Annotated in this window: 25 protein-coding genes; 16 read left to right on the top strand and 9 right to left on the bottom strand. The window is 62.6% G+C overall.

Translation table 11 applies throughout. The features are described 5' to 3' along the window. Window positions 1-40: 40 nt before the first annotated feature. The 8 genes from CFB89_RS12315 to CFB89_RS12280 all read right to left on the bottom strand — a co-directional run bounded on the left by CFB89_RS12315 (window position 41) and on the right by CFB89_RS12280 (window position 4,861). Window positions 41-280 (bottom strand): hypothetical protein, encoded by a 240-nt coding sequence (locus CFB89_RS12315; protein ID WP_045599447.1) that lies wholly within the window; start codon window positions 278-280, stop codon window positions 41-43. Beyond that, a complete protein-coding gene (locus CFB89_RS12310) occupies window positions 277-750 on the bottom strand; it encodes an ead/Ea22-like family protein (RefSeq protein ID WP_089468137.1) in 474 nt (157 codons plus the stop codon). Before CFB89_RS12310 ends, CFB89_RS12315 begins: the two co-directional genes overlap by 4 nt. A 12-nt stretch (window positions 751-762) precedes the next feature. Continuing rightward, window positions 763-1,224: a hypothetical protein gene (locus tag CFB89_RS12305; protein ID WP_089468136.1), complete on the bottom strand. Its 462-nt coding sequence runs from the start codon at window positions 1,222-1,224 to the stop codon at window positions 763-765. Beyond that, window positions 1,221-1,658: a hypothetical protein gene (locus tag CFB89_RS12300; RefSeq protein WP_179233423.1), complete on the bottom strand. Its 438-nt coding sequence runs from the start codon at window positions 1,656-1,658 to the stop codon at window positions 1,221-1,223. The genes CFB89_RS12305 and CFB89_RS12300 overlap by 4 nt, the downstream gene beginning before the upstream one ends. Further along, window positions 1,655-3,262, bottom strand: a complete 1,608-nt coding sequence (locus tag CFB89_RS12295; protein WP_089468135.1) for a pyridoxal phosphate biosynthetic protein PdxJ — start codon at window positions 3,260-3,262, stop codon at window positions 1,655-1,657. Before CFB89_RS12295 ends, CFB89_RS12300 begins: the two co-directional genes overlap by 4 nt. Further along, window positions 3,262-3,636, bottom strand: coding sequence for a beta-hexosaminidase (locus CFB89_RS12290; protein WP_256979665.1), 375 nt, complete (start codon window positions 3,634-3,636; stop codon window positions 3,262-3,264). The genes CFB89_RS12295 and CFB89_RS12290 overlap by 1 nt, the downstream gene beginning before the upstream one ends. 37 nt (window positions 3,637-3,673) lie before the next feature. Further along, window positions 3,674-3,952 (bottom strand): hypothetical protein, encoded by a 279-nt coding sequence (locus tag CFB89_RS12285; RefSeq protein ID WP_256979664.1) that lies wholly within the window; start codon window positions 3,950-3,952, stop codon window positions 3,674-3,676. Between the two features lie 171 nt (window positions 3,953-4,123). Beyond that, window positions 4,124-4,861, bottom strand: coding sequence for a LexA family transcriptional regulator (locus CFB89_RS12280; protein ID WP_256979663.1), 738 nt, complete (start codon window positions 4,859-4,861; stop codon window positions 4,124-4,126). Between CFB89_RS12280 and CFB89_RS12275 the strand changes: the two genes are divergently transcribed. The 5 genes from CFB89_RS12275 (at window position 4,860) to CFB89_RS12255 (ending at window position 9,890) form a co-directional block, all read left to right on the top strand. Beyond that, a complete protein-coding gene (locus CFB89_RS12275) occupies window positions 4,860-5,129 on the top strand; it encodes a YdaS family helix-turn-helix protein (protein WP_072465517.1) in 270 nt (89 codons plus the stop codon). The two genes, CFB89_RS12280 and CFB89_RS12275, sit on opposite strands and share 2 nt — an antisense overlap. Window positions 5,130-5,212: 83 nt before the next feature. Then, entirely contained in the window at window positions 5,213-5,758 is a 546-nt protein-coding gene (locus tag CFB89_RS35305) for a hypothetical protein (protein WP_089468134.1), read from the top strand. Then, window positions 5,745-6,128, top strand: coding sequence for a hypothetical protein (locus CFB89_RS12265; protein WP_089468263.1), 384 nt, complete (start codon window positions 5,745-5,747; stop codon window positions 6,126-6,128). Before CFB89_RS35305 ends, CFB89_RS12265 begins: the two co-directional genes overlap by 14 nt. A 260-nt stretch (window positions 6,129-6,388) precedes the next feature. After that, the gene (locus tag CFB89_RS12260) at window positions 6,389-8,896 is read left to right on the top strand and encodes a VapE domain-containing protein (protein WP_089468133.1); all 2,508 of its coding nucleotides are present in this window, start codon (window positions 6,389-6,391) and stop codon (window positions 8,894-8,896) included. Window positions 8,897-9,116: 220 nt separating this feature from the next. Next, window positions 9,117-9,890 (top strand): zinc finger-like domain-containing protein, encoded by a 774-nt coding sequence (locus CFB89_RS12255; RefSeq protein WP_089468132.1) that lies wholly within the window; start codon window positions 9,117-9,119, stop codon window positions 9,888-9,890. Window positions 9,891-10,463: 573 nt separating this feature from the next. Here the strand turns inward: CFB89_RS12255 and CFB89_RS12245 are convergent. Further along, window positions 10,464-10,823 carry a response regulator gene (locus CFB89_RS12245; RefSeq protein ID WP_179233421.1) on the bottom strand — a complete coding sequence of 120 codons (360 nt, stop codon included), beginning with the start codon at window positions 10,821-10,823 and terminating at the stop codon, window positions 10,464-10,466. A gap of 308 nt (window positions 10,824-11,131) precedes the next feature. Between CFB89_RS12245 and CFB89_RS34840 the strand changes: the two genes are divergently transcribed. From CFB89_RS34840 to CFB89_RS12195, 11 genes are all read left to right on the top strand, one after another. Further along, window positions 11,132-11,701, top strand: coding sequence for a MarR family transcriptional regulator (locus CFB89_RS34840; RefSeq protein ID WP_179233420.1), 570 nt, complete (start codon window positions 11,132-11,134; stop codon window positions 11,699-11,701). Next, entirely contained in the window at window positions 11,664-13,649 is a 1,986-nt protein-coding gene (locus CFB89_RS12240; RefSeq protein WP_179233419.1) for a phage terminase large subunit family protein, read from the top strand. Before CFB89_RS34840 ends, CFB89_RS12240 begins: the two co-directional genes overlap by 38 nt. 13 nt (window positions 13,650-13,662) lie before the next feature. Next, window positions 13,663-13,869: a phage head-tail joining protein gene (locus tag CFB89_RS12235; protein WP_059609091.1), complete on the top strand. Its 207-nt coding sequence runs from the start codon at window positions 13,663-13,665 to the stop codon at window positions 13,867-13,869. Continuing rightward, window positions 13,866-15,359, top strand: a complete 1,494-nt coding sequence (locus tag CFB89_RS12230; RefSeq protein ID WP_089468128.1) for a phage portal protein — start codon at window positions 13,866-13,868, stop codon at window positions 15,357-15,359. The genes CFB89_RS12235 and CFB89_RS12230 overlap by 4 nt, the downstream gene beginning before the upstream one ends. After that, window positions 15,356-16,423: a head maturation protease, ClpP-related gene (locus CFB89_RS12225; protein ID WP_089468127.1), complete on the top strand. Its 1,068-nt coding sequence runs from the start codon at window positions 15,356-15,358 to the stop codon at window positions 16,421-16,423. Before CFB89_RS12230 ends, CFB89_RS12225 begins: the two co-directional genes overlap by 4 nt. A 30-nt stretch (window positions 16,424-16,453) precedes the next feature. Further along, a complete protein-coding gene (locus CFB89_RS12220) occupies window positions 16,454-16,798 on the top strand; it encodes a head decoration protein (protein WP_089468126.1) in 345 nt (114 codons plus the stop codon). Between the two features lie 73 nt (window positions 16,799-16,871). Further along, window positions 16,872-17,867: a major capsid protein gene (locus CFB89_RS12215; protein ID WP_089468125.1), complete on the top strand. Its 996-nt coding sequence runs from the start codon at window positions 16,872-16,874 to the stop codon at window positions 17,865-17,867. Window position 17,868: 1 nt separating this feature from the next. Next, window positions 17,869-18,159, top strand: a complete 291-nt coding sequence (locus tag CFB89_RS12210; RefSeq protein ID WP_089468124.1) for a hypothetical protein — start codon at window positions 17,869-17,871, stop codon at window positions 18,157-18,159. A 5-nt stretch (window positions 18,160-18,164) separates the two neighbouring features. Beyond that, on the top strand, window positions 18,165-18,692 hold the full coding sequence (locus tag CFB89_RS12205; RefSeq protein WP_089468123.1) for a phage tail protein: 528 nt from the start codon (window positions 18,165-18,167) through the stop codon (window positions 18,690-18,692). Then, a complete protein-coding gene (locus CFB89_RS12200) occupies window positions 18,685-19,209 on the top strand; it encodes a hypothetical protein (protein WP_089468122.1) in 525 nt (174 codons plus the stop codon). The genes CFB89_RS12205 and CFB89_RS12200 overlap by 8 nt, the downstream gene beginning before the upstream one ends. Then, complete coding sequence (locus CFB89_RS12195; RefSeq protein WP_089468121.1) at window positions 19,206-19,883, top strand: phage baseplate assembly protein V; 678 nt, start codon at window positions 19,206-19,208, stop codon at window positions 19,881-19,883. The genes CFB89_RS12200 and CFB89_RS12195 overlap by 4 nt, the downstream gene beginning before the upstream one ends. Window positions 19,884-19,908 lie beyond the last annotated feature (25 nt).

Here is a 19,908-nt window from a genome sequence, read left to right as displayed (position 1 = left end):
CAATTTTTTGGCTGAGTGTGGGTCGCCCATTGCGGCTGTATTAGGCAACGGCCGACACGTTGTGACGAGCTCTGGCAGACATGGCGTCGAGGTAGTCAGCGACTGCGTCATATGGCGCGAACCGCCCACCGCCTTCCTTATAGGTCGGAATGGGAAAAGTTTCGGCGCTGATCTGATTACGGATTGTTCCCTCCGACATCAGCAGCAGTTGCGCGAGCTGCGCCAGCGTCATGCGAGGGCCGTACTTTTCCAGAATATATGCACGGGTCAGCAGGCTCATTGCGTCACCTCCCCATCATGGGTGGCATGCGCGGCAAGCAACCGTTGTGTTTCGGGATGCATCGGGTCCGCGCCAATGTAACAGTCGTCCGGCGCATCAGGCCAAGCCCGTCTGCACCGCTCAAACTCGCCTTCATTCCAGAGCGACAGCCACTCGAAGCCTTCTTCGGCGTCGAGGGCATATTGAATGGCTGCAACGCTTGCATACGTTGGATGCCCCGATGCGGCTGTGAGCGCGGTGCGTCGTTCGCGGAGAAGTCGAAGGATGGTGTCCGGGTTCGCGAGGGCGATATAGGCGGCGTCGCGCAACGCTTGCTCGTAGTCTTCGTTCCCGTTCGGGCGACAATCGCAGATATCCTTCCGGTCGTCATGCTCGTTTTCTACCCATGCGCCGACGTTGATCCAGCTACCCTTGGTTGCCTTTTCGGCAGCCGCTTGCAGGGCATCGTAGTTGCCGGTGATGTTTTCCATGTCGGTCCTCGGTTATCGAATGGCGCTGACGATACGATCGAGCTTGCCGTCGATCTCCAAACTCGCCAATGCTTGCATTGCGGTTGCCATGCGTTCGAGGACGGTGGCATAACGCTCAAGGCGGTCAATGTCGGCCGTTTTCAGGAGACGTTGCATCGTGTCGCCGAGTTCGTTTGCCGACTTCCGAACACTCCCCGCCGCTTTTTTCGTCGACTCGGAGACTTGCTTCTCGGCATCGATCATGCGGGACAGCGAGCGTTCGAAGAGGGCGATTGCATCTTGCGTGGTGGATTCAGCCTTTGCGAAATCGGTGTTCATGTCTTTAAGTCGGCGTTGAAAGTAGTGAGAGTCGGCGTTGATGTAATTCGCAACCATCGTCAGCGTATCGAGGTTGCTAAAAAGAGGGCCTTTGCTGTCTTGCCTGATTGGCTTGAGTCCGTACACTTCGGCCGGGTTATTCCGGGATGGGATCATTTCAATTCGAATCCTTGGTTCTTTGAATCTGCCTCACGTTGCGGCAGTGCGCGGCCAAGCTGCATCAAGCCGGTTTCCAGCGTGATCCCAGCGGTCGCTGCCCAGGTGCGTGCGTCCTGCGCCGCCTTGTGGCGAGCGAACGATCCGACCTCGTCGGCCATCAAGTCCAGCAGCTCGACGTCGGCCGCGTGCGAGATCTCCGTGATCAACGCGCGGATCTCGTGGCGAAGGGCGTCGAGGCGCGTGAGCCTGCCTTGGCGGGTATCCGCCAAGGCTTCGTCCTTCTGGATCGCTTTTGCGGGCGTCAGCCCGCTGCAGTCTGACTGCGTAGAAGTGCCGTTGACGCTCGCAAGTGCGATAGCCGGGCGCTTCTCCGCGTGTTCCCGCTTTCGCGGCAGCGGACGTGGGGTAGAAAGGGCCGGGCGCGGGTTCAATTTGCGGCTCCGGTCGGGAACGGCCATGCGGACGCAGGGCCAAGAGCGAGCTTTGCCTTGTAAGTCGGGAATGCGGCGTCGAGTAGCGCCCGATTCGACGCGATCCGTTGCTTGTGCCCGATGGCCGTCAGCACATCCGACAAATCGGGGCGTTCACCCTTCGCGGTGGCAGCGGAGAATTCGGCCGTCATGTCGGGATCGGGCATCCCGATGATCTCGTGCGCCCATTCGAGAATGCGCTTGAATGATGCTTGCTCGGCCTTGGTTCGCCCGTGGACCGGCGATTTGATCGTCTCGATGAGCCGCGCTGCGCCGGAACGAATCGCTTGAACGCGCGTCCATACCGCGCGCGTCTGGTGCGATACCTTCAGCGGGTCGCTCGCGAAGCTGGTCCCGGTGTTGTATTCGATCGCGTAAATCCACGCGCCGGGTGCCGGTTGAGCGATGCGAATGTAGGCCAGCGGGCCTTTGATTCTCCCGGTTCGCTCAGGTCCGCATACCGTATCGACAGGCTCGCAGCAGCCGTTTGCATCCGGCTCGGACAACGGCCAGACCTTTGTGGTTGAGGGGTGGCCGAGTAGATCGGCGAGCGGCATCAGCGCGGTATGAACTGCGTCGACCGTCGGCTTTGCCAGTCGGCCGAAGTTCTTGTCATGGAGTACAGCCTGCAGGGCCTGCAAAAGTTGCTTTGACTGCTTCTCGCTGATCTTGGTGGGGGCGCTTTGCCGCGACGCTGCCTGCATCGGCGCCTGCGTCTCGATCGTGGCATCCGCGGCCGTTGACGCGACGAGCGGTGCGGCGTCGCTGTCGGTGCCTCTGCTGGCGGCTGCGGCTACGTGCTGGGGAGAGGGTTCCGCGTCCGGATGCGTATCGAGCAGGGGCGCTGCTTCGAGGTGCTTCTTGGTTACCTTCGTCTTGCCGGCTTCAGCGGCTTTGGAGATCCCGACGACGATGCGTTCGAGCGCCTTGTCGCCGCCGTGCAGGCGGATCTGCTCGATGGCCAGTGTGCCGGTACATTGGCCGTTCCGTATGAGCTGATGCAGTTCGGCCGGTGCCCGTTCGAGCAGGCCGACGTCGCGGATCGTTTGATCGGTGACGTTCAAGCGCTTGCAGATGGCGGCAAGCGTCATGCCATGAATGTCGCGCAGTTCTGCGACGGCAGCGGCCAGATCAAGCGGCGACGACTGCTTGCCGTTGTTGCTGACATAGCCGTCGATAACCATTTCGGCGCGGTTGACCGTCTTGGCGTCACGGACGACGACCGGGATCTTCCCGATGTCCTTGCCCGCTTCGATCGCTTTACCGGCCGCGAGGTAGCGGTGCTGCCCCTTGTATACGAACAGCAGATCCTTACCCGCGACCTTCCGCGCGTAGCAATGGAGCGGTGAGCCCTTGTCGTACCCGTTCTCCATCATCAACGCAGTGAGGTGCGTCACCCATTCGGGGTCAACCGGTCGGATGTTGTCGGACGGGTCGTAGTGAAGTTGTTCGTATGGGACCATCCATAGGTCCGCTGACGTTGCGCCGGCCGCTGCGGCGGCAGCCTTGATGTTGCCGGTCGGGATCGGCGCGGTGAGGTCGAGCAGTTGCGTGCGGTCGTCCATTACGCAACCTCCTGCGGGGCCGCTGTCCGCGTCTTGCCACGCTTCTTCGCTTTATCGATCGCGTTCGACGCCTCGACACCTGCTGCGCGCTTAGCGTCGCGCAGGCGTTTGATTGCGTCGGCGCAGTTGCCTTCGTCCGGAATCGAGATCTGTCTACGGGCAATCTCAGTGCCGTCGAGGATCAAATACTCCGTATGCACGCTGTCCGGCAGTGGGCGACGTCCGACTACGTACTTGCCGATCAGAATCGGGGTCGACGGAAGACGAGCGTTCCGGTCGTATCGCGTGATGGTGTGAAGGGAGAGGGTATCTCGACGTTCGACATCGAAGAGAGGTTCGGCTTTTACTGTAATGCGCGGCATGACGGTCTCCATGACGCCGGGGCCACTCGCCCCGGCAATGTCGGGGCATTTAGACGGTGACGTGGTGGGCGGTCGTCGGAGCGACGACAGGGTCGTCCTGAAACACGTTCACGACGACAAACAGCAGAGCGGCGACGACAGTCCAGCGGAAGATCTTCGATTTTTCAAAGTTGCTTTGGCGTGCCGGCTCGGACGGGGTAATGCGGGGTGTTTGCTCGTCGCGGAGCCAGTCGTGACGGTCGTAGAGCTGGCAATCGATCAGGCAGCTCGCTTGACGGTGGTGAGCGGTGGGTTGCGAGGCGTGCAGTTGTGGAAGTTCGCGATTCATCAGTTCCTCACGATAGGTTGTGACGTGAGGATGATAGATTTTCTATCCTATCGAGAGCAAGAAAAACTATCGTTCTGAGGTAGAAAATCTATCTATTGAGATCGGGCGGGCAATAGTCAGGAGTGGGTGCGCAAAAAAAATCCCGCCGAAGCGGGACTGCGGGAGAGCGAGTTATCGCCTGCGATATCGACGGTGTTCAACCATCACGCCAATGATCCGAACGGGTTCGTGTTCGCTATTTATCGTTGGATAGTCGGAATTCAGTGGGACCAGCTCAAACACTTCCGCGCCAGTCGTACTCACGCCACGAAGCCTGTACTTCTTGAACGTGGCTTCTTCTTTGCCGTTCTTTGCGACGACATAGTCGCCCGGCCTAGGCGCAATGGCTGGCTCAACGATGATTCTATCGCCGGGCATAAACTCCGGTGCCATCGATTCCCCCTCTACCTCAAGGGCGAACGCATGATCCGATAGCTCTAGATCGGTTAGCAGGTATTCGAACGCACCGCCAGGTGGAAACGGAGTGATTGCCTCGCTCATCAGGCCGGCTTGCACGCTGCTGATCAGCGGTATGCGACGAGTGCCGACATTCGCCGGGACAACGTTCCCGATGGGCGTACCCGCAACGCCGGGGATGGGAATTGCATGCTTGGTAATACGTGCGATCTCAAGAATCTGGCCGAAGCTTGGCTCGTGACGGCCGTTCTCCCACGCTGACACGTTGCCGCGCGTCTTCCCCAATCGCTCCGCGAGTTCATCTTGCTTGAGGCTGGCAGCTTCGCGGCTCGCCTTTATCCATTCACCGATGTCCATGCGCTCAATGGTAAGAAAATCTTGCGCGCATATGGCTATATTTTCTATCCCTCGAATGTTAGAATTTCTATCATTGCGCTGATGATGGAAGCTCATGGACAACATCGTTGAACACCCCTTGGATCGGGCCGCCAAAGCGGCCGGGCTGACTATGCAGTCGCTTGCAGATCACCTTGGCGTGACTCGCGCGGCGGTCCAGCAATGGAAGCAGGCGGGCCGGCGGGTGCCGGCTGAACACTGCCCTCCAATTGAGCAGCTTTGCCACGGTGCCGTGCGATGTGAGGAACTGAACAGTCGGGTCGATTGGGCCTTCGTCCGCCAATCGGGGCCATCGCCAAGCGCAACGCATGTCTGCAACAGCTAACGGTGCGGTTTCGATCGCACATCTCGAATCCTAGTGACGTTTCGCGCGTCGCGACAGGATGAAACGCTCCGATCTCAAACGTTATGACCTGCCGATACGACAGTACCGAATGGCTGGACGTCCTCTATACGTCCGTTCGCAATACGCCCGGCGGCGTCGCCGATGCGGCGAACCACCTCACGGTCCGGCGCGGAAAAAACATCACGCCGGAATCGCTTCGTCTGCGCCTGCGTGGTGTAGGCGACAGTCGCTTGTCGATGGAGATGTTCGAGCTGCTGATCGAATGGATGCAAGAAAAGACCGAGGCAAAGGCGCACGCGCTCGATGCGCTCCATGCGCTGAATGCGCGTTTCGGGCTGGTTGCCGAATACGTCGACGAGCATGGCGCTGATGACGACATCGGGCCGGGCGTGGACGTGCATCTGGTCTCGACCGCTTTGCACCTTCAGGCCCACGTCGGCCGCGTCGCAGACGACGTGACGCGCGTTCTTGGGGAACAGCGCATCGATGACAGCCGAGCGGAGCAGATCATCGCGACTGGCCGCAAGGGCCAGCGTCTGTTCCAGCGCTTGATCCATGCTGCTCGCAACCTTGCCGCACGTCGCCGTCGTCGTCATGGAGCGGTTTAAGCCCGGCATGGGGTGCTGCCGTCCTGCCCGTGAGCATATCGGCCTTTGCTGCTCGCCCGAGCAGCAATTGGCATGCGCTGTCACGACGCTCGCATCCCGATTCGAGTATGCCCCCGCCGAAGCGGGGCGCTTGCTGTCCGAATTGCTCGCCACGTTCCCCGATCGCCTCGCTCCGATTCTTGCGGAAGCGAACGCAGCCGGGCGCGTGCGCTTGTTCATCGAGCGAGCTGCGCGCGCATGCGCCGCGCTCGCGACCAAGGCGGAACGTCACGCGTTCCGCGACCAGCTTACCGATCGTCTCTGCGCGCAGGACCTTGCCGCGTTCGACGATCTCATGTCGGCGGAATGGCGTCGACTGCGTGGCAAATAACCGGAGACACCCGTGAACGTGAACGGAATCAGTAGCGCATTGCGACGCGGCGCATCGCAGTACAGCCGCTCGCCGAGCGGACGCCAGTGCTATGCGGCGGGGCGGGCCGCATGGCGAAGCTTTTCTCACAAGGTCGAGCGCGACCGTCGTCTCGTCGAGTTGGAGGCGGCTCGTCGTGTGAGCTAACGGCGCGCAACTCAACGAATTGTGATCTGGCCGCGACATGCGGCCAAAGTAACTTTTATCGAGGGAATTTTTGTATGGCGACACTGGACCAGATCATTCAGCAATTGCGTGCTGCAGGGCATCCTGACCTGCCTGCCGGCCATCCGATCGCGGACGGCAAGCATCACCGGTACGGGCCGCGCAAGAAATACTGGTATCAGCTTCGCGAGGTCATCAGCAAGGGCGCGGTAATCGGCTATGGCGGTACCTTCGGCCATTTCTCGGGCGACGATCCGGGCACCGAGCGATTCGAATGGAGCGGCGCACCGATGAGCGAGGAAGTGCTCGCGGAGACGCGTCGCCGGCAGGAAGCCGCCGACCGTGAGCAGGCCGAGCGCGATGCGCGTCAGGCGAAGCTCGCCGCGAACCGCGCGCGCGATCAGTGGAACCGCGCGGCAGAGCACGGCGAGTCCGCCTATCTTGAACGCAAGCGCATCACGGCCGAAGGCGTGCGTTTCGACGCGGACGGCACGATCTTCGTGCCGATGTATCAATACGGCGACGACGCTTGGCTCGTCGGTTTGCAGAAAATCACGCCGGACGGCGCGAAGCGCTTCAACAAAGGCATGGAAAAGAAGGGCGCGTCGTATCTGCTCGGCGAGGTCGGCGCAGATGACCAGATCGTGCTGGTCGCCGAAGGCTACGCGACCGCGCGCTCGATCCGGATGGCAATCGACGAGGCGTTTGCAGTCAGTGTCTGCTTCGACGCGGGCGGCATCCTCCCGGCCGTGCGCTACCTGCGTGCGACGTATCCGGATGTGCACGTGCTGGTCTGCGCCGACGACGACTGGAAGATCGAGCAGCGCATGCGCGACTGGCTCGCCGACGAGTTCGCTTTCCGGGGTGAACTGGTGTTTGGCGCCGACCCGGTACGCATCGAGGCGAAGAACACGTGGTACATGGTCGCCGTGTCACGCCGTCGTGACAACAATGGCGTGCCGTATGTCGAGGTGAGCTACGGAAACGACGTGATGCCGCTGCGCCGTAAGCGCTTCGAGAACACGGGCCTGAAGCGTGCGTATGAGGCGGCAGCGACGGTCGTCGACGTCAGCGTCGTCTATCCAGCATTCGTCAATCGCGGCGAGCGCAAGTTGACCGATTTCAACGACCTGCACGTCGAAGAGGGCATCGACCCTGTCCAGGCGCAGGTGCAGGCGGCAATCTTGCGCGTCATCGCGCCAGCGAACGAAGAGATTCGGCCGGCGACGGTGGCGGTGTCGACCGCGGACGACACGCCGATGAAATTCGCGGCGACGTCCGCTGCCGCGAAACAGCCGGAATGGGATGGCCGCGAGGCAGAGAACGGCGCGCACACGTGGGAGCAGGATCTCGCGCGGTCGGACAAGGGCACGCTGCTGCCGACGCTCGGCAACGTGCATATGATCCTGTCGAATCACAAGGCATGGCAGGGCGTCATCGAGCAGGATGACTTCGGTGGCCGCGTGATGAAGCGCAAAGCGCCGCCGTTCCCGCAGGGCGTGAAGGGCGAGTGGACTGACATGGACGATCAGCGTTGCGCGCTCTGGTTGTCGCAGCGCTACGGCCTCTCGGTGCGCACCGATATCGTGATGAACGCGGTTCTGTTGGTGGCGGATGCGACGCACTTTCATGAAGTGCGCGAATACCTCGAAGGGCTGAAATGGGACGGCGTGCCGCGTGTGCGCTCGATGCCGTCGACATACCTGCGCGTGGCCGACAGCGAGTATGTGCGGCTCGCGTTCATGAAGTGGATGATCGCCGCCGTCGCGCGCGTGATGGAGCCGGGCTGCAAGGTCGACAACGTCCTGATCCTCGAAGGCAAGCAGGGGCATCGCAAATCGACGGCGCTGAAGGTGCTGGCCGGCGCACCGTGGTTCACCGATACGCCGATCCAAATCGGCAACAAGGACACGTACGCGGTGCTGGCCGGGAAGTGGGTGATCGAGCTGGCCGAGCTGGACTCGTTGAACAAGGCCGACTCGTCGGCGGTGAAGAGCTTCTTCGCGACGGCCGTCGACCGGTTCCGCAACTTCTACGGCAAGCGGGCGACGGACGTCCCGCGTCAGTGCGTGTTCGCTGGCTCGGTCAACTTCGACACGTACCTGAAAGACGAATCGGGCAACCGGCGTTACTGGCCGCTGCGTGTCGGCGGGCTGGTCGACATCGACGGCATTGTGGCCGTTCGCGATCAGCTCTGGGCGGAAGCCGTGCACCTGTATCGCTCGGGCGTCGTGTGGCACGTCGAAGAGCATGAGCGCCCGCTGTTCGAGATCGAGCAGGCGGAGCGCTACGAAGGCGACGTGTACGAGGACAAGATCGCCAAGGCCCTGGAATTCGTCTCGCGCACGACGATGGAAGAGATCCTCGCGGACATCCTGAAGCTCGATACGTCGAAATGGACGCTGGCAGAGCAGCGGCGCATCGGCAAGGCGTTGAAGTCGCTCGGGTGGGTGCGCAAGCGCGAGTCGACCGGATCGCGGGGTTGGTACTACGTGAAGGAAGAGCAAGAGCCTGGAGCGGAGCGCGAACTGGTCGCAGCAGGTGATGACGACAGTCCGCTGTAATCGCGTGGCGCGCTGTGCCTGCACGGTAAGCGCGCCACTTGGCCCGTCTTGGCGCGCTGTGGACGTCCCATGTCCCAACGTCCCAAGGTGCGGTCTCGGGCGCGGGTGCAGGGGCGCGACATGCGCGACGTGAGCGGCGCATGTCGCATGTCGCGGGCGCGCACCCCTGCAAGCCTTTTCCCTTGGGACATTGAGACATTAGGACGAGTAGGAGAGAGTCATGATCGATTTGAAAGAGCGGGTGGGCGTTGCGATGAGCGTTCGTGGTCAGTTCACCGACCCGATTGCCGATCCTAAAGTTACTTTGGGCGCGCTTGCCTTTGCGAACGATCTCGGGAGCTTGCTGGCCCGAATCAAGGCCGGGCCGCTGCCGACGCCTGCGATGGTGCGACGTGCAACGTTGCTGTTGGCGCAGATGATCCGGACGTCGGGCCGATTCAAGCGTGCGCGGTTCACGGGCCTGTCGCGCGACGAGCGCCGGGATCAACGTGCCGGGCACGCTGTCGAGCGGTCGAAGGTCGACGTCATCGAGCGCTTCGCGCTGCGATTGCTGGATGAGTGGGTGAACGATCAATGTGTCGAGTGCGAAGGGCGTGGTGTCGTGCGTCGAGCGCGTGCCGTCACGACATCAGCGCACGCGTGTGATGTATGCGGGGGCAGCGGGAAGGTGTGTGTATCGGAGGAGCGCATCCCGTTCTTCGAAGGGCGTAACGGGCCGCTAGTCTTTCGGGAATACGAACCGTGCGACGACTGCGTCGGGATGGGGCGGATCGCCGCGTCGCCGGTGTCGGATACAAAGGGCCGGCACATCTGCCCTGACTGTTCCGGTTCCGGCAAACGGCAGGTCGACGATGCTGGCCGGGCGCACGCACTTGGTGTATCGCTCGACGAGTATCGGAAGAACTGGTCGTGGCGCTTTCACGACCTGCTCGCGCTGTTGGATACGGTAGATGGATCGGTGTACGACACATTGCGTCGACAATTGCGAGGATGAAACGTATTCCATTTCAAGAGCGGATCGCGTAAACTTTGCACATCCTTTACCGCGTCACTGGATAAATGAGCGACCGCATACTCGTGTCGCGACCTTCGCCCGACAGGCGTACTGAATCGCGGGAGCGCCGCGACCAACAACGATAACTGTCTGCCGGGATCTGTTGGGAGGGCGTTCGCCCTTACGAAATGAATATCGAAGCCCTGAGTGCGAAAGCCCTCAGGGCTTTTTGCATTGGGGCGCTGAAATGCGAATCGAGTCGACAAGCGCCGGGCCGAGCGAGGTCTGGTCGACGTGGGATGAAGATCGAAGCATGGGGCGCGTTACCGCGCGGTGCTTCGTGTTTGACGACGCGATGGACCGAATCGTGTGGGCGATGGACCGGGCCGGCGATCGCGAGATCTCGGATGTCACGGTCGGCGCCGGTACGTTCAATAGTTAGTCCTTCGTGGATTTCCGCAGACGTCTCTTGTGGCCCCGGAGGAATAGGTCACCTACGTGCAACGTGCGGCATAGAACCGAGTTGAATTAATGGTGTGACCCGACCGATGCATCGTTCGCGTCAATAGGAGTCTATGTGCGCGGCACCGTGACAAGAGACTGCACGGTTTGCGCGATCATCGTCCAGGAAACAGGTTTCTGGAGGAATGCGTCCCATAGCCCTTCGTCCGAGGGAGTCTGATTTGCAGACATCAACACGATCGGAAGCCGGGAAAACGTAGGATGTGTGCGGAGTGCCCGACAAAGCGTTACGCCATCCATGTCGGGCATTGACCAGTCGGTTATCACAAGGTCCACTGCAATTTCCAATATCTTGGCGAGGGCTTCCTGACCGTTCCGAGCCAAAATAACTTGGTAGCCAGCATGTTCAAGTAGCAGTGAAAACGCATGCAGCGTTGCTTCGTCGTCTTCGGCGAGAAGGATCGTCACCATATCCACATCCATGGTTGCGAGAGTGCAAACGCGGCCCCTAGGCCCGCAGCCAGCCTCCAGTGTGCCTCGTAGATTGCGCGCGTACCAGTTCTGGTTTTTACGCGATCGATTAGTAGTGTGCACAAATTACCGAGGCGCAATATTTGGGCCCGGTTGCGTATGAACGTAGGCATCTCTCCCGACGTTCCCTCGGAAGTCCGGGATGAGCCATTGATAGGCAAGCGGGGGACCCTGTAAGCGGCCCAGCATGCGGGGGCTCGCACCCGCGTTTTTTCTCTACTGGCGAGTCTCCATAGGGGGTCATATTCATGCCGACTCAGCAGCAGATCGCTGACCATCTCGACCTTGACCAGTCGGCCGTTTCGCGGTTCGTCGACAAGGTCCAGCTCGATTACCGTGTGGCGTCGATCGACGAGATCCGCGTCGCGTACATACGTCATTTGCGCGAGGTCGCGGCTGGCCGCTCCAGCGGTACGGGAATCGATCTCGTCGCCGAACGGGCGAAGACCGAGATCGTCGATCGGGAGATCAAGCTCCTGACGCTGGCCGAGAAGAAGGGGCAGCTCGTCAATGCGGCGCAGCTCGAACAGGCGTACGGCCTGATGGTCGGCGCATTTCAAACGGAGCTGCTGTCGCTGTCCGACAAGCTGGTGCAGGAGCTGCGCACGCTATACGGCGTCGAGGTGGACGTCGAATGGTTGAACGAGCACATATATGGATGCCTTGAGCAGCTTTCTGAATACGACCCAGACAGTCCACGCGGTGATTCGCCGGATCGCGACGATGCTGCGTCCGCCGGAGCGGATTGGGACGACGGACTGGGCACGCAAACATCGTCGATTGAGCGCGAAGGGTTCGGCCAGCCCCGGCCGGTATAACCCGAACATCACGCCGTGGGTGTTCGGCATGCACGACGCGCTGGACGATCCGACCGTGCAGAAGATCGTGTGTATGAAGTCAGCGCAGGTCGCGTGGACAGATGGCGTGCTGCTGAACTACATCGGCAAGCGGATAGACGTTGACCCGTGCCCGATGATCGTCATGTTCCCGAAAGAGAAGACGGCGAAGAAATTCAACCTGGAGAAGTTCGAGCCGATGGTCGAGGTGACGCCTCGCCTGTCGGCGAAATTGCCGGTTCACGCGGCCCGCGACAAAAACAACTTGTGGGACCACAAGACCTTCGCACGCGGCTTCCTGAAGTTCATCACGTCGAACGCGCCGGACGAAGTGAAGTCGACGCCGGCCCCTGTCGTTGCGGTCGAGGAGCCGGACGACGCGAACACGAACGTGCGCGAGCAGGGCGATTCGATCACGCTGCTGGAGGAGCGGAACAAGAGCTACTCGGCCCGGCGACGCAAGATGATCTTGGGCGGCACGCCGACCATCGACGGCTTGTCGCGTATCCAGCAGGCTTACGCGGCATCGGATCAGCGCGTGTATCTGGTGCCGTGCCCTGATTGTGACGAGGAGCATGAGCTGGCGTGGGAAAACGTCACGTGGAGCGAGGGCGCCGAAGTTGTGCATGAGGTCTACGGCCGCGCACAACCGGAGACGGCCCGTTACACCTGCCCGCATTGCGGCTCGTTGTGGGACGACGCGACGCGTATTCGCGCTGTCCGTCGTGGGCGATGGGTTGCGACGGCACCGTTTCACGGCGTTGCCGGCTTCCGCATCAACGAGCTGGTGTCGCCGTTCCCCGGCTCGAACATGGCCGAGCTGGTCAAGAAGTGGCTGACGGCAGACAAGGCGCTGCGCGAGGGCGACGATACGAAGATGCGTTCGTTCGTGAACAACTCGCAGGGCCGGGCGTACAAGTACAAGACCGACCTGCCCGAGCTGGACGTGCTCGCGCAACGTGCGCTGCCGTACGCGGAGCTGACGGTGCCGCTCGGCGGTTTGGTGTTGACGCTTGGCGTCGACGTGCAGCACGACCGCCTCGCGATCGTCGTGCGCGCATGGGGGCGCGGCGAGGAAAGCTGGCTCGTCGTGTGGGGCGAGATCTACGGCAAGGTGACGGAGCAGCAGCAAGACCCGATGACGGGCGGTGTTTGGGGCGCGTTGACGATGCTGTTGTCGCACGGATACCGCCATGAGAACGGCTGGCTGATGCGTGTACGTGCAACGTCGATCGACTCGTCAGACGGAGCGACGTCGGACGCGGTCTACAAGTACGTGCGCGCGGCGCAGAAGGCCGGTTACAACGTCATGGCCGCGAAGGGCAGTAGCAACATCGACGCGGAGATCTTCAGCGTACCGAAGGCGTCGATCGACTCGACGCGCAACAACAGCAAGGCTGCGAAGTACGGGCTGCGGCCGTACATGGTCGGTGTGAGCCGCGCGAAGGATCTGATCCTCGAAAACCGACTGAAGCTCGAAGGCGACGGGCCGGGCCGCATGCACTGGTATAGCGGCGTGCGCAGCGACTACCTGTCGCAGCTCACGGCGGAGGTCAAGGTGCCGGGGCCGCGTGGCGGTAAGCGCGTGTGGAAGAAGATCAGTCCGCGCAACGAGGCGCTGGACTGCGAAGGGTACGCGCTGCATGCGGCCCGCAGCGTGAAAGTGCACCTGATGACCGAGGCGCACTGGCAGGTCGAGCAGCATCGTGCATCGCAGGTCTCCCTGTTCGATGCGGTCCCGGTGCTGGAGGCATTGCCGGCGGCGTTGCCGTCCGAGGTGCCGCCCGATCCGCCGGACGTGTCCGAGATTATCGAGACGCCGCGGCCGTCGCCGCAAGTAGCAAAACCCACCGAAACCCCGCCCCCGAGCGGGGTTTCGCGCATTCAGGGGCGTCGTGTTGGTCGATCGACGTACCTGAAGCGGCGCTAAACGAGGGAATGGCATGGCATACACAAAACAGGATCTGCAGAACATCCAGTCTGCAATCGCGAAGGGCGAGCTGGAAGTCCAGTATGCCGACCGGCGCGTGAAATATCGCTCGATCGGCGAGCTGCGCGAGGCACGCACCGAGATCATTCGCGACCTGAACGGCGCGGCCGGACGTTCGTCGATCGTCCGGCTTCGTCACGCCGGCAAGGGGGTGCGATGAAGCCGGGCTTTCCGTCACTCGCGCGGCGCGGGTTCGTGGTGCCGACGCGGTTGAAGGCTGCGGCTTACGAGTCGGCGAGCACGACCGGCGCTCGGGCGAAATCGTGGCGGACGTCGGGCGCTGGACCGAATGCGGCGGCGGTACAAAACCTGCCACTGCTGCGCTCGCGTGCACGCGACGCGATTCGAAACGACCCATGGGCGAAGACCGCGATCGCGCGGCTCGTATCGAACACGATCGGGAACGGTATTCAAGCGCACCCGCAGCATCCGAACGACGCGATCCGCAAGATGCAAAAGCAACTTTGGGAGGATAGCTGCGAGGAGATCGACGCGGACGACCTGTTCGATATGGCCGGCGTGCAGACGCTCGCTGCGCGCGCGTTCTTCAGCGACGGCGAGGTACTGGTACGTCGCCAGTTCCGCAGCCCGAGCGAGGGCTTGGCGGTCCCGATGCAGATCAGGCTTCTCGAAGGCGATCTGCTGCCGATGGAGAAGAACGAGATCGTCCCCGGCGGCGGCGAGATCGTCAACGGCGTCGAGTTCAACGCGGACGGTCGACGCGTTGCGTATCACCTGCTGCAGCGTCATCCCGGCGAGTACGGGCGTGCGTCGACGGCCAACATGCAGACGGTTCGCGTGCCGGCCGACGAAATCGCGCACGTGTTCCTCGCGCTGCGGCCCGGCCAGGTACGAGGCGTTCCCGAACTGTCGACCGTGCTGCTGCGGCTCAAGTCGCTGGACAACTTCGACGACGCGGTGCTGTTCCGGCAGGAGGTCAGCAACCTCTTCGCCGGGTTCATCACGAAGCCGCCGACCGAGCCGGGCTTTCCGGGAGATCCCGTCACGGGCGGCGAAATGCAGTACGACGTCGACGGCTTTTCGCCGGTCGTTTCGCTCGAACCGGGAAGCATGCAGGAGCTGGCGCCGGGTGAGGACGTCAAGTTCGCCGAGCCGCCGGGCGCGGGGACGGACTACGGGCCGTTCATGCGTCAGCAACTGATGGCGGCTGCGGCTTCGGTCGGCATGCCGTACGAAGTCATGACCGGTGATCTGCGCGACGTGAGCGATCGCGTGCTGCGGGTAATCCTGAACGAGTTCCGCCGGTCGATCGAGCAGATCCAGTGGAACGTGTTCATTCATCAGTTTTGCCGCAAGGTCTGGCGTTGGTGGGTCGATGCCTGCGCACTGTCAGGCGCGATGCCGATGGCGGACTACTACCGACGCCGTCGCGACTATCTGCGGGTGCGGTGGGTGCCGCAGGGCTGGCCGTATATCCATCCGGTGCAGGACGTCACTGCAAAGCGGATGGAGATCCGGTCCGGGCTTGCGAGCCGGACAGGTGCAGTGCTCTCGCGTGGCGATGATCCGGAGCAGGTCGATCAGGAGAACGCGGACGATCTCGCGCGTGAGCGCCGGCTCGGGATTCGATACGACACGCTCGATCCGGTCGACGGGGCGGGCGATCTTTCTAATGGGGATGGCGAATGAAAGGGAAGAAGCGGTGGTGGGACATCCGCGCGCAAGCGAACGCGGCGGGCGGGAACGAGGTCGAGATCCGGATCTACGGCGACATTGGATTTTGGGGCACCGACGCGGAACTGTTCGCGACGAAGCTGGACGAGGTGGCGTCGACAGCGACGTCGATCGTCCTCGCGATCAACTCGATGGGCGGCGACGTGTTCGATGCGTTCGCGATCTACAACGCGGTGCGTCGGTATAGCGGCAAGGTGACCGGACGCGTCGATGGTGTCGCCGCATCGGCTGCGTCGCTGATCCTGATGGCATGCGACACGATCGAGATGCCGTCGAACGCGCGGTTGATGATCCACAACCCGAACACCGTTGCGGCTGGCGAGGCGGAGGATCTGCGCAAGCTCGCCGATCTGCTGGACAGCACGTCCGACAGCATGTTGGCGGCCTACGTCGAGCGCAGCGGCCGAACCGCAGAGGAGGTCCGCGCGATCATGGATACCGAGACCTGGCTCACGGCCGCTCAGGCGAAGGAGCAAGGTTTCTGCGACGCGATTGTCGATCCGATCCGGATCGAGGCGTATGCGGGCGCGGCACGGCTCGCCGCACGCTATGCGGCGGTGCCGGCCGAGATCCGCGCCGTGCTGGAGGACGACGGCGAGGTAACGCCCGACCCGACGCCTCATCCTGTGCCGACGCCCACACCTGCGCCGGGGCCGGACGTGTCGGTTCTCGCCGCGCATGTGTACGCTGCGTGCCGCGACGCGCGCATCGAGCACTGCGCGGAAGGCATCGTGCTGGCGACCGGCCTGCGGGATCGCGCGAGCGTCGACGCGGCGATCCGCAACGCGCAGGACATCGCCGGTATCTGTCTGGCCGCGAGCTTGACCGAGCTGACGGCCGGCTTTGTCTCGGACGGCCTGTCGCCCGATCAGGTGCGCGCGCGGCTGTTCGAGCGCATGACGGCCTCGCAAAAGCCGATCAACCATCGTGCTGCCCCGGTTGCGTCGCAAGACGCGCCCGTGGTCGCGAATGCGCCGCGTGCGGCGTCCATCTACGCGGCTCGCAAGAGCGGCAAGTAACTTTGACGTAACCCGAGGAGGGGAATACTCATGTCGAACGTGAAGCAACAAGGCGTGCTGCCGGCCGAATTTCTCGTGTCGGAGGGTAACGGGCAGATCTCGCGCGAGCGGATCGTGGTGAAGGCAGGTCCGGCGCTGCCGGCTGGGCAGGTGCTCGGCGTGACCAGTACCGGCGAATACGCGCCGTACGACAACACCGCGAACGACGGTTCCGAAGTCGCAGCAGCCGTGCTCTACGCGCCGCTGGTCGCGTCCGAAGCGCCGCGACCGGCGACGGGTGTCGTCCGGCTCGCCGAAGTCGTTGGCGGGCTTCTGACGGGGCTCGATGCAGCCGGTCGCGGGGATCTCGCCGAGCGACACGTGATCGTCCGCTGATCACATCACACCCCATTCAAGGCCACGCCAACCGCGTGGCCTTTTTTGTATCCATTTTCATGTCGGAGGTTGTATGGCGGATATCGCCCTGTTTCAAGACGACGCGTTTTCGCTGTCGTCGCTGAGTGCTGCTATCAACGAGCAGCCGTATGTTCCCGGCCGGATCGGTACGCTCGGCCTGTTCGAAGAGGACGGGATCACGACGACGACGGTGCAGATCGAGCGCGACGGCGACACGCTGTCGCTTGTCGCGGCTGGTCAGCGCGGTGCACCAGCAGCTGTTGTCGCAGGCAGCAAGCGCAGCATGATCCCGTTCAACACGGTGCATCTGCCGCAGCGTGCGGTGATCATGGCCGACGAAATCGCGAACCTGCGTGCGTTCGGTTCCGAAACGGAGCTGGAGGCGGTGCAGACGGTCGTGAATCGCCGGCTCGCGAAGATGCGCCGCCAGCTCGACGCGACACACGAATTCCACCGCATCGGCGCGATCAAAGGCGCGGTGCTCGACGCGGACGGCAAGACGGTGTTGATCGACCTGTGGAAGTACTTCGACATCGACCAGACGGTCATTCCGTTCGAGCTGTCGACCGCGACCACCGAGATTCGTCAGAAGTGCGTCGAGGTGCAGGACGCGATCGAAGATGCGCTCGGCGCGATGACGTACACGGGTGTGCGCGTGCTCTGCGGGCGCGAGTTCTGGAACAAGCTGATCGTCGCGAAGACGGTGAAGGAAACGTATCTCGCGTCCGTGATGGCCGCGCAGCTGCGTGGTGATGCGCGCGACGCGTTCGACTTCGGCGGTTGCACGTTCGAGCGTTATCGCGGCCGCGTCGGCGACATCGGCTATGTGGCCGACGACGAAGCGCATGCGGTGCCGGAGGGCGTGTCCGATCTGTTCATCACGCGCTTCGCGCCGGCCGACTACGTCGAGGCGGTGAATACGACGGGGATTCCGTACTACGCGAAGCAGGAGCTGATGGACTTCGGCAAGGGCGTCGAGATCGAGGCGCAGTCGAACCCGATCCACCTGTGCACGCGCCCGAAAGCGCTGATCAAGCTGAAGGCTTGACGTGGCGTTCCGGGATCTGATCTCGGACGTCGACGCTGCGGTGCTGCGCGATCTGGGCGACGCGGACATCACGATCGACGGCCGGCCCGTCGAGGGTATGTTTGCGTCTCCTTGGCTCGGCCCTGATCTCGGTGGCCAGCGTACGCAACTGGTTGCGCCGGTGTTCCACGTGCGTGATCGCGATGCTGTCGGGGTACGGCAGGGCAGCGTCCTGATCGCGAGCGGGGAGCGTTACCGCGTGCACGAAGCGCATCCGGACGGCACCGGCTGGACAGTCCTCATTCTCCAGTAGGCGATATGGACGATCTCAAGATCGAAATCGACATCAAAGAGGCGACCGCGGTGCTGCAAGGGCTGTCGCCGTCCGCGATGCAGGCTGCGTGGCGACGGACGTTGCGCAAGACTGCCGGGTGGATCAAGAGCCAGACGGCGAAAGAGGTCGGGGCCGCGACGAAGATCCCGCAGAAGGCGATCCGTCGCCGCCTCTACTTCTTTCTTCGCTCGGCTGATACCGGGAAGGTGTGGCTCGGTCTGAACCCGATCGAGGCGCATCGCCTTGGCAATGCGACGAAGACGCGCAAGGGGATGCGAGTCGGCCGCCAGTCGTTCGAGGGCGCGTGGCGACAGACGAATCGCAAGCCGGACGGGCCGATTTACGAGCGCGTCGGCAAGGAACGGATGCCATACCGGATGGTGACGGTGGCGTGGCAGCAATCGGGCGACCCGGCGTTTCGGCGGGCCGCGAAAGCCTGCGAGGCGCGGCTGATGGTGATTCTCCGTCAGGAAGTGAACTACGAACTGCAGAAGGTGATGCGCCGTGCTTGAGAACCTGAAGGCGCTACATGAGGCGATCGAGCGCGACATGCGTGTGAAGCTGCCGACGATAAAGCGGATCGAGGCATACCCGCGTCTCGGTCAGAAAATCGAAACGCCTTTGATCGCGATCGAGCTGAACGAGTTCGAACCGGGTCATGACGACGGGACCGGCGACGTGCCGCTGATTGCACGCATGCAGGCCCGCGTTGTGTTCGATCCGATCGACGACGGTGCGGAGCTGGCCGTGCGGGAGGTCGCGGCACGCGTCGCAATGGTCGTGCACGGGAACACGTGGGAACTGCCAATCACGCCGGGAAAGGTCGTGCAGGTTGCGGAGGATCCGTTCCGGCCGCAGCTCGATACCTACTGTGTTTGGCTCGTCGAATGGACGCACGAATTCGGCCTCGGCATCGAGCTGGACGATATCCCGGACGGGCGGGCGATCTTATGGGGTGTCGATCCCGACACTGGCCCCGATAGCGAAGGGCAGTACTGGGATCCCGGTGCGGAAGGCGGCGAATCATGAGCGACTACGAGCTGGGCGAGATTGATCGCCGCATGGCCTGCATGGTGCAACACGGGACTGTCGACGACGTCTCGTATCAACCGCCACAGTGCCGCGTGCGGATCGGCGATTGGGTCAGCGACTGGATGCCGTGGAAGACGGCGTCAGCGGGCATTGTCCGCTTCTGGCGGCCGCCATCCGTTGGCGAGCAGGCGTCGATGTTCGCGCCGTCCGGCGATCTGGCTGGCGCATATGCGGCGCCGGGCTACTACTCGGATCAGCACGGTGGTGCGGCTCGGTCCAATCCGAACGAGACCGCGTGGGACTATCCGGACGGTGCGTCGGAGGTCTATGACCACGAGAAGCACGAATACCGCGTCGACGTGCCGGCAGGCGGGCGCATCGTATTTCGCATCGGCGCAACGGAGCTGGAGCTACGTGCTGACGGCGTGACGTTGCGCACGGAGCAATTGCTCGGCGACGTCCCTGATTCGACGTTCACGGGTAACACGACAACGGAAAAGCTGTTGACGTTCAACGGTGGGATGCAGGGCAGGGGCGGTGGTGGTGGTCCTGCCGTTCAGGTGGAGGGCGGGGCTCGTTACACGGACGACGTCGAGATCGGTGGTAAATCGTTCCTGGAGCACTCGCACAGGGAGCAAGGTGACGGCGAACCCGTGTCGCCGCCACTGTAACGCGCACATTCGCAAAGTTGCTTTG

The organism is Burkholderia sp. AU16741, from assembly GCF_002223345.1.
In the GTDB taxonomy this organism is placed as follows: domain Bacteria; phylum Pseudomonadota; class Gammaproteobacteria; order Burkholderiales; family Burkholderiaceae; genus Burkholderia; species Burkholderia sola.
This window is presented reverse-complemented; position numbering and strand designations above follow the sequence as displayed.

Coding starts and splice junctions, on each gene's coding strand:
- CFB89_RS12315 (WP_045599447.1), bottom strand. CDS start 280: ATGAGCCTGCTGACCCGTGCATATATTCTGGAAAAGTACGGCCCTCGC.
- CFB89_RS12310 (WP_089468137.1), bottom strand. CDS start 750: ATGGAAAACATCACCGGCAACTACGATGCCCTGCAAGCGGCTGCCGAA.
- CFB89_RS12305 (WP_089468136.1), bottom strand. CDS start 1,224: ATGATCCCATCCCGGAATAACCCGGCCGAAGTGTACGGACTCAAGCCA.
- CFB89_RS12295 (WP_089468135.1), bottom strand. CDS start 3,262: ATGGACGACCGCACGCAACTGCTCGACCTCACCGCGCCGATCCCGACC.
- CFB89_RS12290 (WP_256979665.1), bottom strand. CDS start 3,636: ATGGAGACCGTCATGCCGCGCATTACAGTAAAAGCCGAACCTCTCTTC.
- CFB89_RS12285 (WP_256979664.1), bottom strand. CDS start 3,952: ATGAATCGCGAACTTCCACAACTGCACGCCTCGCAACCCACCGCTCAC.
- CFB89_RS12275 (WP_072465517.1), top strand. CDS start 4,860: ATGGACAACATCGTTGAACACCCCTTGGATCGGGCCGCCAAAGCGGCC.
- CFB89_RS12280 (WP_256979663.1), bottom strand. CDS start 4,861: ATGAGCTTCCATCATCAGCGCAATGATAGAAATTCTAACATTCGAGGG.
- CFB89_RS35305 (WP_089468134.1), top strand. CDS start 5,213: ATGACCTGCCGATACGACAGTACCGAATGGCTGGACGTCCTCTATACG.
- CFB89_RS12265 (WP_089468263.1), top strand. CDS start 5,745: ATGGAGCGGTTTAAGCCCGGCATGGGGTGCTGCCGTCCTGCCCGTGAG.
- CFB89_RS12260 (WP_089468133.1), top strand. CDS start 6,389: ATGGCGACACTGGACCAGATCATTCAGCAATTGCGTGCTGCAGGGCAT.
- CFB89_RS12255 (WP_089468132.1), top strand. CDS start 9,117: ATGATCGATTTGAAAGAGCGGGTGGGCGTTGCGATGAGCGTTCGTGGT.
- CFB89_RS12245 (WP_179233421.1), bottom strand. CDS start 10,823: ATGGTGACGATCCTTCTCGCCGAAGACGACGAAGCAACGCTGCATGCG.
- CFB89_RS34840 (WP_179233420.1), top strand. CDS start 11,132: ATGCCGACTCAGCAGCAGATCGCTGACCATCTCGACCTTGACCAGTCG.
- CFB89_RS12235 (WP_059609091.1), top strand. CDS start 13,663: ATGGCATACACAAAACAGGATCTGCAGAACATCCAGTCTGCAATCGCG.
- CFB89_RS12230 (WP_089468128.1), top strand. CDS start 13,866: ATGAAGCCGGGCTTTCCGTCACTCGCGCGGCGCGGGTTCGTGGTGCCG.
- CFB89_RS12225 (WP_089468127.1), top strand. CDS start 15,356: ATGAAAGGGAAGAAGCGGTGGTGGGACATCCGCGCGCAAGCGAACGCG.
- CFB89_RS12220 (WP_089468126.1), top strand. CDS start 16,454: ATGTCGAACGTGAAGCAACAAGGCGTGCTGCCGGCCGAATTTCTCGTG.
- CFB89_RS12215 (WP_089468125.1), top strand. CDS start 16,872: ATGGCGGATATCGCCCTGTTTCAAGACGACGCGTTTTCGCTGTCGTCG.
- CFB89_RS12205 (WP_089468123.1), top strand. CDS start 18,165: ATGGACGATCTCAAGATCGAAATCGACATCAAAGAGGCGACCGCGGTG.
- CFB89_RS12195 (WP_089468121.1), top strand. CDS start 19,206: ATGAGCGACTACGAGCTGGGCGAGATTGATCGCCGCATGGCCTGCATG.